Below are 15,259 nucleotides of genomic sequence, written 5' to 3'. Positions count from 1 at the left end.
TCATCCGGTCACGATTCATCGAGGATGCGGGAAAGGTAACGGGCTACCGCTCTGACGGCAGCCATGGTGGTGGGGTAATCCATTCTGGTGGGTCCGAGTACCCCCACCTTCGCCAGCGCGTCCGGTCCGTAGCCGGTGGCAATCACGGACGCCTCGGCGAGACCGCCGTAAGGGTTTTCCCGACCTATGCGGACAGAGACACCGAGGGCGTCCTGCTCCATCTCCGAAAGGAGGCGAAGCATGACTACCTGTTCTTCAAGTGCTTCCAGGACGGGGCCGATGGTGAGGGGAAAGTCCAGCGTCGAACGGGCAAGGTTGGCCGTGCCGGCCAACACAATGCGATCCTCGCGGTTGGCAGCCGACAACTGTTCCAGACCGTGTGCGAGTGCCTGGCCCAGCGGCTGCAGCGCTGGGGAAAGCTCCGCAGCGCAGGCGCCAAGTTCCTGCGGTACCGATGGGAGCCGCACGCCCGACACCTTCTCAAGGAAGCGCTGACGCAGCTCGGCAAGTGCAGTCTCGGTCGCATCGGCGGGGACGGGCACTACCCGCTGCTGTACCGCGCCGTTGGTGGAAATGAGCACCACGAGTACGCGGGTCGGTGCGAGCAGGACGAACTCGATGTGGCGGACGGACGCTGCGCCCAGGTGCGGGTACTGCACCACGGCCACCTGATTGGTGAGCTGCGCGAGCAGTCGAACGGTGCGGTCCAGGACATCATCGAGATCTTCCGCGTTTTCGAGCAGCGCCCGGATAGCCCGCTTCTCCGGTGCCGACAGGGGCTTCACCTCGGCGATCCGGTCAACGAACAGGCGGTATCCCTTATCTGTGGGGATACGGCCCGAACTGGTATGGGGGGCGGTAATGAGGCCTTCTTCTTCCAGAAGCGCCATATCGTTGCGGATAGTCGCCGAGGACACACCCAGCTTGTGGCGTTCAACCAGAGCCTTGGAGCCCACCGGCTCACGGGAATGAACGTAATCCTCAACGATGGCTCGCAGGACTTCAAGCCGCCTGGGCTCACTCATGTTCACCTCCGATGTACTTCGCTGCCCGCTTCTTGAGTTAGCACTCAACACGCCTAAGTGCCAAGTCTAATACGTCTGAGGCGATTGTTAGCATTGGCTCTGCCTGTCCGGACGGCAGGGATTTGCGGAAGCGAGAGAAGTCACATGTCTTATCACCAATGGGGCGCACAGGACCTCTCCCAGCCCCGACGCGCCGTAATTGAGAAGATCGAGGCCCGCCCCGGCGTCGTTCTGGAAGATGTCCAAAGCGGGTTCGTGGGCGAGATCCTACGGACCGAGAAGTCCGGCGGGATGCACGTGATGATCCTGGAGGACCGCCGCGGCAAGCGGCGCACATTCCCGCTCGGATTCGGTTTCCACTACGAAGGTTCGCCCGTTGAGCTGATTCCTGCCCTGAAGCAGGCCGCGGTATCACAACGGACTGCTTCAGGTTCCGTTCGGGTTGCGGGCCAGCGGGCACGCACTGCACGGGCGAGCAGGATCTGGGTTGAAGGCCGCCACGACGCCGAACTCGTGGAAAAAGTATGGGGAGACGACCTGCGCGTCGAGGGCATCGTCGTCGAGCCGTTGCACGGAGTCGATGATCTTGCAGGCGTGGTGCGTGATTTCGCACCGTCCAGCGGCCGCCGCCTGGGCATCCTTGTAGACCACCTTCTGCCGGGTACCAAGGAAGCCAGGATAGCGGCCGAAGCCATGAAGGTACCGGGTGCTGCGCACAACGTGCTGATCGTGGGACACCCCTACGTTGACGTCTGGCAGGCCGTCAAACCCCGGGCACTCGGACTCGAAGCGTGGCCGGTCATTCCCCGCGGCGAAGACTGGAAGACCGGGATCCTGAACCGCCTGGGCTGGCCGCACTCCACCCAGGCAGATGTTGCGGCCGGCTGGAAGCGCATCCTGGGCGGAGTCAATACCTATGCTGATCTCGAGCCGTCACTGCTGGCCCGCGTCGAGGAAGTCATCGATTTCCTTACCATACCGGGATCAGACGCATAGGCGCCGGGCACCGACAGGTGTGGGCGACCCCGTGCGGCCTGTCCACCAAGTACCCTTAGGAAGTAAGTTCTGCGCGAATGCGCGGTGAAGTCCTCCAGTTTGAAGGAAGTTTCGTTGTCTAACAGCGCAGACCGGCACAGTGACGCGTCGTCACGCCCTGCACCCCCGGACAATGTCCCCGCATTCCAGGGTGCCAGTCCCAGCGCTCCACCGCTGACTCCGGCGGAGGACCGGCAGTGGGCAACGCTCGCCCATTTCCTCGGCATCCTGGGCTTCGTCCCATCGCTGATCATTTTCCTGATCTACCGGGACCGCGGGCCCTTCACGGAGCAGGAATCGAAGGAAGCGTTCAACTTCACCTTCCCCCCGAGCATCGCTGCCGCGGTCTGCCTGCTGTTGTCCCTGCTACCCGGAATCGGCGGGATTTTCGCAGTCCTCAATGCCCTCATCTGGGTGACCCTCGCCGGGTTCGCAGTTGCGGCAGGAATCCACGTGAACCGCGGCCGGCCGTATCGCTACCCGTTCAACCTGCGGATCTTCCACTAGAAGATCAGTCGGGCAGGAGGCGGCGAACGACGGCGTCAGCAAGCAGCCGCCCCCGCCCGCTCAGGCGCACAGTCCCCTTGAATGCCGCGCTGGGCTCGATCAGTCCGTCGGCAATCAGTCCGGCGACCGCACGGCGTCCCTCCGGCTGCAGTGCGGTGGTTGGATACCCCTCGGCAAGCCTGCTGCGCAGGAGGACATCCTCGACATAGCGGGCGTTGTCGTCCAGTATCTCCCTGCCCGCAGCGGGTGAAGCGTCCGAGCCCAGACGCTGGGCGTAGGCAGATGGATGCTTTACGTTCCACCAGCGCGTTCCGCCTACATGAGAATGGGCCCCCGGACCGGCACCCCACCAGTCATGCCCTTTCCAGTAGGCAATATTGTGGCGGCACTGATCCCCTTCGGTACGCGCCCAGTTGCTCACCTCATACCAGGACATTCCAGCTGACTGGAGCATCTTTTCGGCAAGTTCGTACTTGTCGGCGTGGTCGTCGTCGTCGACCATTGGAACCTCACCGCGCCGCATCCGCCTCGCCAGCGCAGTGCCGTCCTCAATGATGAGAGCGTATGCGGACAGATGATCCGGCTCGAGGGCAAGCGCGGCTTCGAGGGAGGTCTGCCAGTCCTGGAGCTCCTCACCGGGCGTGCCATAGATCAGATCAAGGCTTACCTTCAATCCGGCAGCGCGCGCCCACTCGACCGCAAGGGGCACCCTCGCCGGTGAGTGGGTCCGATCCAGTACGGCCAGCACGTGCGGCACCGCGGACTGCATGCCGAAGGACACCCGGGTGAAACCCGCACGGGCCAATTCCTCGAGCGATTCGGGAGTTACCGAGTCGGGATTTGCTTCCGTAGTCACCTCGGCTCCGGGTGCCAGGCCCCAAACGTCCTTCGCGGTCTGCAGCACCTGCGCCAGTTCCTGCGACGGCAGGAGCGTGGGCGTTCCTCCACCGAAGAACACCGTACTCAGCGGACGCTCGGCAACGCCGGAAGCGGTCAACACCCCGGCAGCGAAGTTGAGTTCCCGCTGAACAGAGAGCGCATAGTTGGCCTGCGACGCTCCCCCGCCAAGCTCGGCCGCTGTGTACGTGTTGAAATCGCAGTAACCGCAGCGGACAGCGCAGAAGGGTATGTGCACGTACAGCCCGAAGTCACGATCGATCGCACCGGCCGCCGCCGCCGGAGGCAACACGCCGTCGGACGGAGCCGGGTCTCCGAGCGGCAGTGCGCTAGGCATGGTTGCCCTCCCGGCGGAGTACTGCAGTCACTTCTTGGCTTTGTCCTTCGACTCGTCCGACGACAACGCTGCGATGAACGCTTCCTGGGGAACCTCCACACGGCCCACCATCTTCATGCGCTTCTTGCCTTCCTTCTGCTTTTCCAGAAGCTTGCGCTTCCGGGTGATGTCACCGCCGTAGCACTTGGCCAGAACGTCCTTGCGGATGGCCCGGATGTTTTCCCTCGCGATGATGCGCGCGCCGATCGCGGCCTGAATGGGGACCTCGAACTGCTGCCGTGGAATCAGTTCGCGCAGCTTTCCGGTCATCATGACGCCATAGGAATAGGCCTTGTCACGGTGCGTAATGGCGGAGAAGGCATCAACCTGCTCTCCCTGGAGCATGATGTCGACCTTGACCAGATCAGCTACCTGATCGCCGTCGGCCTTCCAGTCCAGCGAGGCATACCCGCGGGTCCTGGATTTGAGCATGTCGAAGAAGTCGAAGACGATCTCGGCAAGCGGGAGCCGGTAACGTATCTCCACCCGATCCTCCGACAGGTAGTCCATTCCGCCCATGACGCCGCGCCTGCTCTGGCACAGCTCCATGATGGTGCCGACGAACTCGTTGGGCGCGAGGATTGTCGCAGAAACCATCGGTTCGCGGACCTCCGCGATCTTGCCGACGGGGTACTCGCTGGGATTGGTGACGTGGACGATGTTCTTGTCCTCGAGCGTCACTTCATACTCGACGTTGGGTGCAGTGGAAATGAGGCTCAGGTTGTATTCCCGTTCCAGGCGTTCGCGGGTGATCTCCAGGTGGAGCAGACCGAGGAACCCCACGCGGAAACCGAATCCCAGCGCGGCGGAGGTCTCCGGCTCATACACGAGGGCGGCATCGTTGAGCATGAGCTTTTCCAGCGCATCACGAAGCACCGGATAGTCAGCGCCGTCCAGAGGGTAAAGACCGGAGAAGACCATCGGTTTTGGATCCGCATAACCGCTTAGGGACGCGGCTGCAGGCTTGGCCAGGTTGGTGACGGTGTCCCCGACCTTGGACTGGCGGACGTCCTTGACCCCGGTGATGAGGTAGCCCACTTCGCCAACCCCCAGTCCCTTGGACGGCGTGGGCTCCGGTGAACTGACACCGATCTCGAGGAGCTCATGGCTGGCACGCGTCGACATCATCTGGATGCGTTCACGCGGGCTCAGGTGTCCGTCGACCACCCGGACATACGTCACGACGCCACGGTAGGTGTCGTAAACCGAGTCGAAGATCATGGCCCGGGCCGGTGCATCAGCGTCGCCCACGGGCGGGGGCAGGTCACGGACAATCTTGTCCAGCAGCGCTTCGACTCCGACGCCGGTCTTTCCTGAAACCAGCAGAACGTCCTCGGGCTTGCCGCCGATCAGGTTCGCCAGCTCTGCCGCGTACTTCTCGGGCTGGGCCGCCGGCAGGTCAATCTTGTTCAGCACGGGAATGATCGTGAGATCGTTTTCCATCGCGAGGTAGAGGTTGGCCAGGGTTTGCGCCTCGATCCCCTGTGCGGCATCCACCAGGAGGATTGCCCCCTCGCACGCGGCCAGCGATCGTGACACCTCATAGGTGAAGTCCACGTGGCCTGGAGTGTCGATCATGTTGAGGGCGTGGCTCACGCCGTCAAGTTCCCAAGGGAGTCTCACGGCCTGTGACTTGATGGTGATCCCGCGTTCACGCTCGATATCCATGCGGTCCAGGTACTGGGCCTTCATGTCCCGCTGCTCCACCACGCCGGTGAGTTGGAGCATGCGGTCGGCCAGTGTGGATTTGCCATGGTCGATATGGGCGATGATGCAGAAGTTCCTGATGATCGCGGGATCCGTGGCGGAGGGCACCGGAGCGGTGCGGGCCATGGGTGACACTCGGTACCTCTTACTTTGTGGGACTTCGGGATGTCCGCGGGAGAACGACGACGCCGGCGCCGCAGACCGCGCGGAAATGTGCAGATCCCATTCTCCCATGGGGACGTCTCGAGCCTGCAATCTGGCGGGTACGCTGGCCCCATGTCATCCCTCGGGCAGTCACTGTTCCGTTTTGCTGCATCGGCATTGAAGTCGATCGCCACCCGTCCGCGCCGAGCCCGCAGCGCTCCTCAGGGCCGCTATAACCCGCAGCCCGGGAACACCGCCGATCCCGGGGAGATCGTCTGGACGTGGGTGCCGTACGAGGAAGACCCGAGCCAGGGTAAGGACCGGCCCGTTCTGATCATCGGGCGCGACGGCGGTGCTCTCCTCGCTCTCATGCTCACCTCTCGGGACCGAAACAACGCCGAGTACCAACATGATGGATACGTTGATATCGGGAGCGGCGCGTGGGACAAGCAGGGCAGGCCCAGCGAGGTCTACCTGGACCGTCTACTCACGATCAACCCGCGGGACGTACGGCGCATCGGCGCCACCCTTGACCGTCAACTCTTCGATAACGTCATGTACCGGCTGGAACGCGCGTCCGGACAGTAAGACTGTCAACCGCCGTTCGCGAATCGCCGACCAGGGCTCTGGAAGCGAGGGCCCTCGAGTTCTGGTAGCCTATATAGCTGTGTGTCCGCGCAGGTCGACGGGCACTTCGGCTCGGTCGCCACGGTATCCCCACGCCGCTCAGTCTCTGGCCGCACCGAAAATCCCTCACGACCAGTCCGCAATACAAAGAGAGTCTTATACGTGGCAAATATCAAGTCCCAGAAGAAGCGCATTCTCACCAACGAGAAGGCGCGTCAGCGCAACAACTCGGTCAAGTCCGAGCTGAAGACGGCCATCCGCGCCGTCAACACCGCTGTCGAGTCCTCCGACAAGGATGCAGCGGTGGCTGCGCTCGCCGTTGCCGGCCGCAAGTTGGACAAGGCCGTAAGCAAGGGTGTTCTGCACAAGAACAATGCAGCCAACCGCAAGTCGGGAATCGCCAAGAGGGTTAACAACCTCGGCTGATTGCCCTTCAGTTTCAGCGTGCTGTGGCCGGCCCCCAGGGGCCGGCCACAGCTGTTTAACCTGTGTCGCCGATTCAGCTGTCAGGCCGCGGCTAACTCCATCAGCGGGATCCGCCCGTTGCGGATCCACCCAGTGCTATGGCCGTGACTGCGCGCTCCACCGCGTAGATTGGATCCTTCGCCTCACCCTTGACCTGGGCATCAGCTTCCGCGAGGACCTGAATGCAATGGTTGAGACCCTCGGGAGTCCACCGTTGGGCTTCGCGCCGCGCCTGGTCCACCTGCCAAGGTGCCATGCCTAACTCCTTGGCCAGCTGGGCAGAACTGCCCCTGACTCCATAAATCTTCGCGACGGCGCGGAGCTTCATGGCCAGTGCCGCAACCAGCGGCACGGGGTCGGCACCGGTCGAGAGCGCATGGCGAAGCATGGCGAGCGCCTGTCCGCCGCGGCCGGCCAAGGCGGCGTCAGCCACTTTGAAACCCGTTGCCTCGATCCGGCCGCCATAGTATTTCTCCACCGTTTCTGCGGAAATCACTCCGTCCGCATCCGAGGCGAGTTGATGGCAGGAGGCCGCCAGTTCGGAGAGGCTGGACCCCACCGCGGCGACGAGTGCGCGCACTGCCTCAGGCTCGATGCGGCGCCGTGCGGAACGGAACTCCGCGGCAACGAATTCAGCCTTGTCGGAGTCCTTCTTCAGGGGCTGGCACTCGACCAGGACCGCCTTTCCTGCCTTCAGTGCATCGAGCAGCTTCTTGCCGCGGGTACCACCGGCATGGTGCATGACGAGCACCACATCCGGGGCGGGATCTGTGATGTAATCCAGCGCGTCCTGCAGAAACGCATCATTCATCTGGGCAAGCCCTCGGGCTTCGATGATCTGCGTGCCCCCGAAGAGCGACGGACTGCCCAGCACAATCAGTGATCCGGCCTCATACTGCGCGGCGTCCAGACGGACTGTCTCGGCGTCGGGCTCAGCTTCCCGCATGCGCCGCCGAACGGATTCGAAGCCGCGGGAGGCGAGGTACTCTTCCGGACCGAGCAGCAGGATGACAGGTGCCGGGGCAACCTCGCGCCAGCTTGTAGCAACCGAAATTGCAGGGCTTGGGGACACAGACGGGCTCCTGATCATGAGGAATGGGCTGGCTCAACTTTGCCATGGGCGTGCGGAGCATCCAAGCTCAGCGCGTGGCCTTGATCTGCACGGCATTGCCCTCCAGGGAAAGCAGGATGGTTCCGCTCAGGTCTGTACGGAGAACTTGCACACCCGCCGCCTCGAGCGCGTCGAGTGTTTCGGGATGCGGGTGGCCATAGTCGTTCCCGCTACCGACGGATATGAGCGCCAGTTGCGGGGCGAATGCATCGATCATGCTCGCTCCACCATTGCGGGCGCCATGGTGCGCCACCTTCAGGACGTCCACCCCAACGTTAGTGAGCTTGGCATGGCCGGCCAGGAAGCGGCGGGCGGCATCTTCCTCGAGATCACCGGTGAACAGTATGTCGAGACCGGGGCTTCCCCGGTCTCCGGCCGCCGTCACGAGCACAACGGCGGAGGCATCATTCTCGGAGGTCATGACGGGTCCAGGCTTGGGCCACAGGACGGTCCAGTCAACGTTGCCAACGCTCCCTGTAACCCCGGCGCTTACCTGTTCGCCCGTGATGCCGACGCGGGCTGTCACCTCGGACACGATGGAAGGCAAGGACTCCTCGGCCGTTGAGTAAAGCAGGCGGTTAACCGAGCGGTCCTGGAACACCCCCGCAATTCCGCCGTAGTGGTCCTCATGGAGGTGGGTCAATACAAGCACGTCGACCGTATCCACACCCAGACGGTCGAGACAGGCATCCATCAGTGCGGCTTCAGGTCCGGCGTCGAACACCATGGCGCTGCGCGGACCGGTCCTGACGGCAAGCCCATCTCCCTGGCCAACGTCGCACGCGACGACCGTCCAGTCCTCGGTTTGATGACCGTAGGCGCCGTTCCACACCCAAAGGGCGGCGACACCGAGGATGCAGCCCCCCGCTACCCAGACCGCGGAACGCATCACCGGGCGGGACGTGACCGTTCCTGGCCGCCCGGCGCATTCACTGGCAACCGCCTGACGTGCTCTGATGAGTACAGCCCGCGTTCCGGCAACAACCTCCGAGCCCTGCGCCACAGCCGCCAGCACGACGGCGCTTGCCAGCGTTGTCAGGGCCACGCCCCCAATTCCGGCCGGCCAGGGTATCGCCGCAAACGGGGCGGAGGCGAAGAATCGAGCGATTTGGGCGACACCCGCTGCCACCCATCCTGCCCCGACTGCAAAAGGCATAGCTGCCCATGGCGCCAGTGCCACGAGTACAACCGACACCATCCCGGTGATGGTGATGAAGGGAACCAGCGGTGAGGCCGCGATGTTCGCAGGCAGCGAGTACGTCGGCAAGCTCGGCTGAATGAGCGCCAGCACCGGAGAACAGAAGAGTTGGGCTGAGAGTGGAACGGCAACCAGCTGCGCTGCCCACGTCGGTAGCCATACCGCCAAATGCACCGCAATGAGCGGACCGACAAGCACCAACCCGCAGGTGGCGGCAACGGACAGGATGAACGCGTATTCGACGCTCAGCCAGGGGTCCACGGCCAGCAGGGCAGCAATGGAAAGGAACAGCAGTGTCATGGAAAGCCGGCCGCGTCCGCTGAGAACGGCGAGCACACCGATCGCGCCCATGACGGCGGCCCGGAGGACACTGGGCTCCGGCCGGACGAGCAGGACGAACCCCACAAGAGCTGCAATACCGGCGACGGCGGCGGCCCACTGTGGAAGCCTGCATCCCCTGCAGAGGACAAAGACGAAAGCGAGCACGTAACTGCAGTTGGCCCCCGATACCGCCGTGAGATGAGTCAGGCCGGTTGCCTTCATCGTCTCCACGAGGTCCTGGCTCACCGAGGATCGGGCGCCGATGACCATGCCCGGCATCAGACCATCGTCAGGTACACCAGTGGAAGAGGATAGAGACAGGAATTGCTGCCTTAAACGCTCAATTGGTGATCCTGCCGCGGGCTGCTCCTCGAGCCGTGCAGGGCCTCTCGTCGCGATCAGCAGTGCTTCCGCACGATCGCCCGGATCTGTGGCCAGCGGCTTCCCTGCCGTCCGCACGACGTCCCCGTGAGTGATGGAGCTCCACTCCGGCCCGCCAAGCACCACAACCGGCGTGCTTGAGGTAAATCGCGATCCGTTGAAGGTCCCATCGAGAAGCTCCGCTTCAAGGAGCCATCGTGGAGCCCCGTCCGGACCGGCGGTTGAGGCTTCCCGCGGATCCGCGGTAGCCCGAAGTGTGGCCGTGACCTGTGCCTGGGCTGAGATGGCGGCGCTCAGTGAGGGAGAGTAGCGCTGTTCCAGGTGCGCGGCTGCGGGAACGCACACCATGGCTGCCACAGCGAGAGCAAGGAGTAACACCTGCGCTGCCGGGTTCTTTCTCCTGCTCACTACAGCGAGGGCGGCGCAGCACAGGGTGCCCAGCACAAGCAGGCTGCCGAGCAGCAGCGCACCCTGTGCGTCCAGCCGGATCGCGAGCGCCGCAGTGCCCCACGCAGCAGCCGCCGCCGGAAGAAGCCGGAGGTCCCGCGCGGGACTCTGCCTGGCTTCGACTGGCTTTGTCCGCCCCTGGGCAGCCCGTCCAGTCCGTCGTCCGCTCTCCCGTCCCTGCTGTGCCGCCCCGGCGTGCAGGGTGTGTGCCTGCGTGCGGGCTGCGGAATGGACGAAGCGCTCCCACGGCGCTGACTCGGTGCGTCCCATTCAGACCGTCACCAGCGGCAGCAAGGATTCGAGCATCGCCGGACCTATTCCGGGCACGGCGTCAAGGTCTTCCGGCTGCGCGAAGGGGCCGTGCTGGGCGCGCCACTCCACAATGCGCTCGGCCAGGACCGGCCCTACCCTGGGGAGCTCCTCCAGCTCGGTGACATCGGCGGTGTTGAGATTCGTGAGTCCGCTCCCGGTCGCGGAGTCCGGCGCTGGGGCAGCATCAACCGGCGGTACCGGTTCTCCGACGCGGGGAATGACGATCTGCTGCCCATCTTGAACTACGGCAGCGAGGTTGACAGCAGCGAGCTCCGCGTCCGGCAGCGCCCCTCCGGCCTTCTCCAACACCTCGAAGACCCGTGACCCGGCAGCCGCCTCTACGACGCCGGGTGCCTGCACCGCCCCAGCAACATGTACGACGACGGTCCCTGCGTCTGCATCATCCGCCCCCTCGCCCTCGCCCGGCTGGGGAACTGCCTGCTCCCCTTCCGCAGGTGGAGCAGCTTCAGCGGAAGGGTCCGCGCCGGCCGGCGCGCCGGTCGCCGAGGGCGGGCCGATCGGAACTACTTCAGTGGATCCACGGTCGGCGTTGACAAATTGCCAGCCTCCGACCGCGAGGGCGCAGCCCGCAGCCAGCAGCGCCGCACGGCGCGTAGCTACCCAGCGTCTGCCGGCACGCCGACGTTGGCTATCCTCGGGACCGGCGCCGTGTGCGGGAGGATGGATGGGATCAAAAGGACCTTCGTCATACGCGCGGTCCTCACCGTTGTGAATCTCTCCCCAGTCCCGTTCGGCGTCCGAATCCGGCGCGCGACTGAGTTGGAGGACACGCTCCAGCCGGTCCGGGGCCGAGGTGCGCTCCCCCGTCGCCCAGCGGTGCCTTGCCATGGGATCAGCATAGGGACGCAACCTTCCCTGGCGGCCGCACCCGGTCCTTATGTGCACAATCCGCATTCATCCCTGCGAATGTGGAGCGAAAGATCAGGCGGGCGTCGGTATCAACGGATCGGAGATAGCGACCGCCAGAACGCCCAGCCCGGTGTGGGCGGCGAGAACGGCCGGCAGCTGCGTCAGCACGGCATCGGCATCCTCAGGCACACGGGAGGCTGCGGCTTCCGCGTCCGCCCGGTTGCCAAAATAATGGAACGCCGCAATGCTGCCGCGCGGCCGGCGCTGAAGGTCTTCGCTCACCAGTTCGTCGAGGCGCTGCCTGGCTCGCACGGCGGTGCGCACCTTCTCCAGGGGCTCGATTGCTCCGTTCCTGACGGTCAGAAGCGGTTTTACCGCGAGCAGGTTCCCGAAGAACCCCGCCGTCGCGCCTATCCGGCCGCCCCGGCGCAATTGCTCAAGGCTCGGAACATAGAACAACAGGCTTGTCCGCGCGAATGTAGCTGCGGCGCGGTCGGCTGCCTCTAATGCGGTGGCTCCGTCCTGCAGCGCGAGGACCGCTGCGGCGACCCCGCACCCCTGCGCCATTCCAACGGTCCTGCTATCGACCACGTGAACAGGCACGGACACTGTACGCGCTGCCCAACGTGCGGCCTCAACCGTTCCGGATAGTTTCCCGGAGAGGTGGATGGAGACGATCTCGTTCGCCCCCTCCCGCTCCAGGCGCCTATACACGCTCTGGAAGTGACCCGGCGACGGGCGCGACGTTCGCACTTCCGACCCCTCGGCCAGCGCTACCGACAGCGGCTCCAGCAGGTTATCCGCGCCCTCGCCGTAATGGCGGTCAGAGATGATCACCGGCATGGGGACAATGGTGACGCCCGCGGCAGGACCAGACCCGGTTATCCACGCAGGAGGGAAGGCGGCAGCGGAATCCGTGACGACCGCCGTCGTCGGTTCAGGCGTTGGTCCTGTCCCGACGATGGTGCGGCTCGCTCGGCGATCAAACCAGGCCACGGTGAGATTCTCTCCCCGACCGATCAGGCCGGAACGATGTTCACCAGTTTCGGCGCCCGGACGATGACCGTCCGGATGTCCCTGCCCGCCAGCGTCCGCTGCACCTGCGCGGTTCCGAGTGCCAGCTCACGCAGGGCATCTTCGGTGATGTCGGCCGGTACTTCGAGGCGGTCGCGCACCTTACCCTGTACCTGCACAATGGCCGTGACCGTGTCCTGAACCAGCAGCGACTCATCCACAGCGGGCCAGCCGGCCGCCGCCACCGAGGCGGGGTGACCGAGCCGTTCCCACAGATCCTCTGCGGTGTACGGCGCAAAGAGACTCAGGATGATGGCGGTGGTCTCCGCTGCCTCACGGACAGCCGGATCCGCGCCTCCAACTCCCGAGTCGATCGCCTTGCGGGTAGCGTTCACCAGTTCCATGACCTTCGCGACCACGACGTTGAACTTGTTGTTCTTCAGCAGGTCTGCGGCATCTGCCACGGTCCGGTGCGTAACCGAACGCAGCGCCCGGTCCCCCGACTCTGGATCAGCGCCCGGTTCGGACGTTACGTCGGCACCGAGGCGCCAGGCACGGGCGAGGAACTTGGCCGAACCCGACGGCGATACATCGGCCCAGTCGACGTCATCTTCCGGTGGGGAGGCAAACACCATGGTCAGCCGGATTGCATCGACGCCGTAACGGTCGAGCTGTTCGCCCAGGTTGACGCCGTTGCCCAGCGATTTGCTCATGGCCTTGCCGCCGTTGAGGACCTGGCCCTGGTTGAGCAACGCCGAGAACGGCTCCGTGAAGTTGACCAGGCCCAGATCGAACAGGACCTTGGTGAAGAACCGGCTGTAGAGCAGGTGCAGGATGGCGTGCTCCACACCGCCGACGTACTGGCCGACCGGCAACCACTGGTTGACCTTCCCGGAGTCGAACGGCGCGTCCGTGGACTGCGGGTCGACGAATCGGAGGTAGTACCAGGACGAGTCGACGAATGTGTCCATCGTGTCGGTATCCCGTGTGGCGGGTCCTGAGCACTGCGGGCACTGCACGTTGACCCAGTCCGTCGCAGCGGCCAGCGGTGACGTTCCCTTGGGTGCCAGGTCTTCCCCGCGAAGGTTGCTGGGGAGGCGCACCGGCAGCTGCTCATCAGGAACCGGAACCTCACCGCATGCCGGGCAGTGAATGATCGGGATGGGCGTGCCCCAGAAGCGCTGCCGGGACAACAGCCAGTCCCGCAGCCGGTAGTTCACTGTGCGCTCGCCTGTGCCCTGGGCCGCGACGAGTTCGATCGCGCGCTGGATGGCTGCCTCCTTGCCGAGCCCGTTCAGCTCGTCGGAGTTGACCAGCGTCCCCTCGCCGGTGGTCGCCATGCCCGTGACCGCCGGGTCCTCTTCGCCTGTGTCCACCACCATGCGGACGGGCAGGTCGAAGGCACGCGCGAAGTCGAGGTCCCGCTGGTCATGGGCGGGAACGGCCATGATGGCGCCCGTACCGTAGTCCGCGAGTACATAATCTGCCGCCCAGACGGGCAGCTTCTCGCCGTTGAGGGGATTCACGGCGTAGCGCCCGGTGAAGACGCCGGTCTTCTCCCGTTCGGTGGACTGGCGCTCGATATCGCTGAGCGCATTCACGCTCTCCCGGTATTCGGCGAGGGCGGAAGCATGCTCGGGGGTGGCGAGGTCAGCGGCCAGCTGTGCGTCGGCGGCAACAACGAAGAAGGTGGCGCCGTGCAGGGTGTCCGGCCGGGTGGTGAAGACGGTGACGTCGGTCGCCGGCAGGTCGCCGTCGGCTTCGATGGTGAAGGTCACGTGGGCACCTTCAGAGCGGCCGATCCAGTTCCGCTGCATTGCCAGCACCCGGTCCGGCCAGTGTCCCGTCAGGGGCCCCATGTCCTCGAGCAGCCGGTCGGCGTAGTCAGTGATGCGGAAGTACCACTGGTTGAGGCTCTTCTTGGTGACCGGGCTCCCGCACCGCTCACAGGCACCGTTCACCACCTGCTCGTTGGCGAGCACCGTCTGGTCCCTGGGGCACCAGTTCACCGGGTGGTCCTTGCGGTACGCGAGACCCTTCTCGAAGAACCGCAGGAAAAGCCACTGTGTCCACCGGTAGTACTCGGGGTCCGAGGTGTGAACCCGGCGGGACCAGTCAGCACTGATGGCGTAGCGCTTGAAGGACGCTGCCTGCGTGTCGATGTTCGCGTAGGTCCACTCGCTGGGGTGCGCGTTGTGCTTGATCGCCGCGTTCTCGGCGGGCAGCCCGAAGGAGTCCCAGCCGATCGGGTGCAGGACGTCGTAGCCCAGCTGACGCCAGTAACGGGCGACGACGTCTCCCATGGCAAAAGCTTCCGCGTGTCCCATGTGGAGGTCGCCGGAAGGATAGGGGAACATGTCGAGAACGTAGCGGCGTTCCCTGCTCCCGTCGTCAACCGGGGTGAAGGTGTCGAGCTTCTCCCACACCGAGGGCCATTTCGCTTCGATATCCGCGAAACTGTACGCGCCGGCGTCCGACTCTTCGGTCGTGGGATTGATACTCACTGTTTCTTGCCCTGTCTGTTGATCACTGGTGACCGTCTTCAAATTCGCTCCGCTGCTCCCCTGAATGTGTCTGTGAAACCGAATCAGGTCCCGGACATACAAAAGCCCCTCGACACAGGAGGGGCTGCCGCGCGGAAATGCGCGGCTAGGTAAGGAGCAGTTGGGCGAACATGGTTCAACCTTAGCGCAGTTTGGTATGGGCAGCGTGCTGCAAGAGTTACCATATTTCCATTGGGCGCAGATTTCTGTTATCGCACCCAGCATGCCGAGGCGGAATGCGCCCGCGGCTGATCGGCCAGCCACCCTCAGGAGGTGGAC

General features: G+C 64.5%; 12 protein-coding genes. 4 read left to right on the top strand and 8 right to left on the bottom strand.

Going from position 1 to position 15,259, the window contains the following annotated elements; translation table 11 throughout:
• Positions 1–8 precede the first annotated feature (8 nt).
• The gene (gene hrcA / locus AC4D1W_RS10945) at positions 9–1,025 is read right to left on the bottom strand and encodes a heat-inducible transcriptional repressor HrcA (protein ID WP_490891608.1); all 1,017 of its coding nucleotides are present in this window, start codon (positions 1,023–1,025) and stop codon (positions 9–11) included.
• A 144-nt stretch (positions 1,026–1,169) separates the two neighbouring features.
• Between hrcA and AC4D1W_RS10940 the strand changes: the two genes are divergently transcribed.
• Positions 1,170–2,021: a DUF3097 domain-containing protein gene (locus AC4D1W_RS10940; protein WP_490898754.1), complete on the top strand. Its 852-nt coding sequence runs from the start codon at positions 1,170–1,172 to the stop codon at positions 2,019–2,021.
• Positions 2,022–2,135: 114 nt separating this feature from the next.
• Positions 2,136–2,567: a DUF4870 domain-containing protein gene (locus AC4D1W_RS10935; protein ID WP_490898753.1), complete on the top strand. Its 432-nt coding sequence runs from the start codon at positions 2,136–2,138 to the stop codon at positions 2,565–2,567.
• A 4-nt stretch (positions 2,568–2,571) separates the two neighbouring features.
• On the opposite strand, the gene hemW is transcribed toward AC4D1W_RS10935, so the two are convergent.
• Together hemW and lepA are read right to left on the bottom strand one after the other, a co-directional pair.
• Positions 2,572–3,801: a radical SAM family heme chaperone HemW gene (gene hemW / locus AC4D1W_RS10930; protein ID WP_490898751.1), complete on the bottom strand. Its 1,230-nt coding sequence runs from the start codon at positions 3,799–3,801 to the stop codon at positions 2,572–2,574.
• Between the two features lie 27 nt (positions 3,802–3,828).
• On the bottom strand, positions 3,829–5,682 hold the full coding sequence (gene lepA / locus AC4D1W_RS10925; protein ID WP_490898749.1) for a translation elongation factor 4: 1,854 nt from the start codon (positions 5,680–5,682) through the stop codon (positions 3,829–3,831).
• Positions 5,683–5,823: 141 nt separating this feature from the next.
• Between lepA and AC4D1W_RS10920 the strand changes: the two genes are divergently transcribed.
• Positions 5,824–6,279, top strand: coding sequence for a type II toxin-antitoxin system PemK/MazF family toxin (locus tag AC4D1W_RS10920; RefSeq protein ID WP_490898748.1), 456 nt, complete (start codon positions 5,824–5,826; stop codon positions 6,277–6,279).
• A gap of 201 nt (positions 6,280–6,480) precedes the next feature.
• Positions 6,481–6,744, top strand: a complete 264-nt coding sequence (rpsT, locus tag AC4D1W_RS10915) for a 30S ribosomal protein S20 (RefSeq protein ID WP_490891617.1) — start codon at positions 6,481–6,483, stop codon at positions 6,742–6,744.
• A 100-nt stretch (positions 6,745–6,844) separates the two neighbouring features.
• Here rpsT and holA read toward each other — a convergent pair whose 3' ends face one another.
• The 5 genes from holA to leuS form a co-directional block, all read right to left on the bottom strand.
• Positions 6,845–7,873 carry a DNA polymerase III subunit delta gene (holA, locus tag AC4D1W_RS10910; RefSeq protein WP_490898747.1) on the bottom strand — a complete coding sequence of 343 codons (1,029 nt, stop codon included), beginning with the start codon at positions 7,871–7,873 and terminating at the stop codon, positions 6,845–6,847.
• Positions 7,874–7,922: 49 nt separating this feature from the next.
• Positions 7,923–10,511, bottom strand: a complete 2,589-nt coding sequence (locus AC4D1W_RS10905) for a ComEC/Rec2 family competence protein (RefSeq protein WP_490898746.1) — start codon at positions 10,509–10,511, stop codon at positions 7,923–7,925.
• On the bottom strand, positions 10,512–11,402 hold the full coding sequence (locus AC4D1W_RS10900) for a ComEA family DNA-binding protein (RefSeq protein ID WP_490898745.1): 891 nt from the start codon (positions 11,400–11,402) through the stop codon (positions 10,512–10,514).
• A gap of 93 nt (positions 11,403–11,495) precedes the next feature.
• On the bottom strand, positions 11,496–12,419 hold the full coding sequence (locus tag AC4D1W_RS10895; RefSeq protein ID WP_490898744.1) for a DegV family protein: 924 nt from the start codon (positions 12,417–12,419) through the stop codon (positions 11,496–11,498).
• Positions 12,420–12,442: 23 nt separating this feature from the next.
• Positions 12,443–14,941 carry a leucine--tRNA ligase gene (gene leuS, locus AC4D1W_RS10890; RefSeq protein ID WP_490898743.1) on the bottom strand — a complete coding sequence of 833 codons (2,499 nt, stop codon included), beginning with the start codon at positions 14,939–14,941 and terminating at the stop codon, positions 12,443–12,445.
• Positions 14,942–15,259 lie beyond the last annotated feature (318 nt).

The organism is Arthrobacter sp. TJ-170, assembly GCF_058269305.1.
The sequence above is the reverse complement of the archived record's forward strand: the minus strand, read 5'-3'. Positions and strand labels throughout refer to the sequence as shown.

Bases quoted from the DNA above. Each gene is read 5' to 3' on its own strand.
- AC4D1W_RS10920 (WP_490898748.1), top strand. From the start codon at position 5,824: ATGTCATCCCTCGGGCAGTCACTGTTCCGTTTTGCTGCATCGGCATTG.
- AC4D1W_RS10905 (WP_490898746.1), bottom strand. From the start codon at position 10,511: ATGGGACGCACCGAGTCAGCGCCGTGGGAGCGCTTCGTCCATTCCGCA.
- hrcA (WP_490891608.1), bottom strand. From the start codon at position 1,025: ATGAGTGAGCCCAGGCGGCTTGAAGTCCTGCGAGCCATCGTTGAGGAT.
- AC4D1W_RS10900 (WP_490898745.1), bottom strand. From the start codon at position 11,402: ATGGCAAGGCACCGCTGGGCGACGGGGGAGCGCACCTCGGCCCCGGAC.
- hemW (WP_490898751.1), bottom strand. From the start codon at position 3,801: ATGCCTAGCGCACTGCCGCTCGGAGACCCGGCTCCGTCCGACGGCGTG.
- AC4D1W_RS10940 (WP_490898754.1), top strand. From the start codon at position 1,170: ATGTCTTATCACCAATGGGGCGCACAGGACCTCTCCCAGCCCCGACGC.
- holA (WP_490898747.1), bottom strand. From the start codon at position 7,873: ATGATCAGGAGCCCGTCTGTGTCCCCAAGCCCTGCAATTTCGGTTGCT.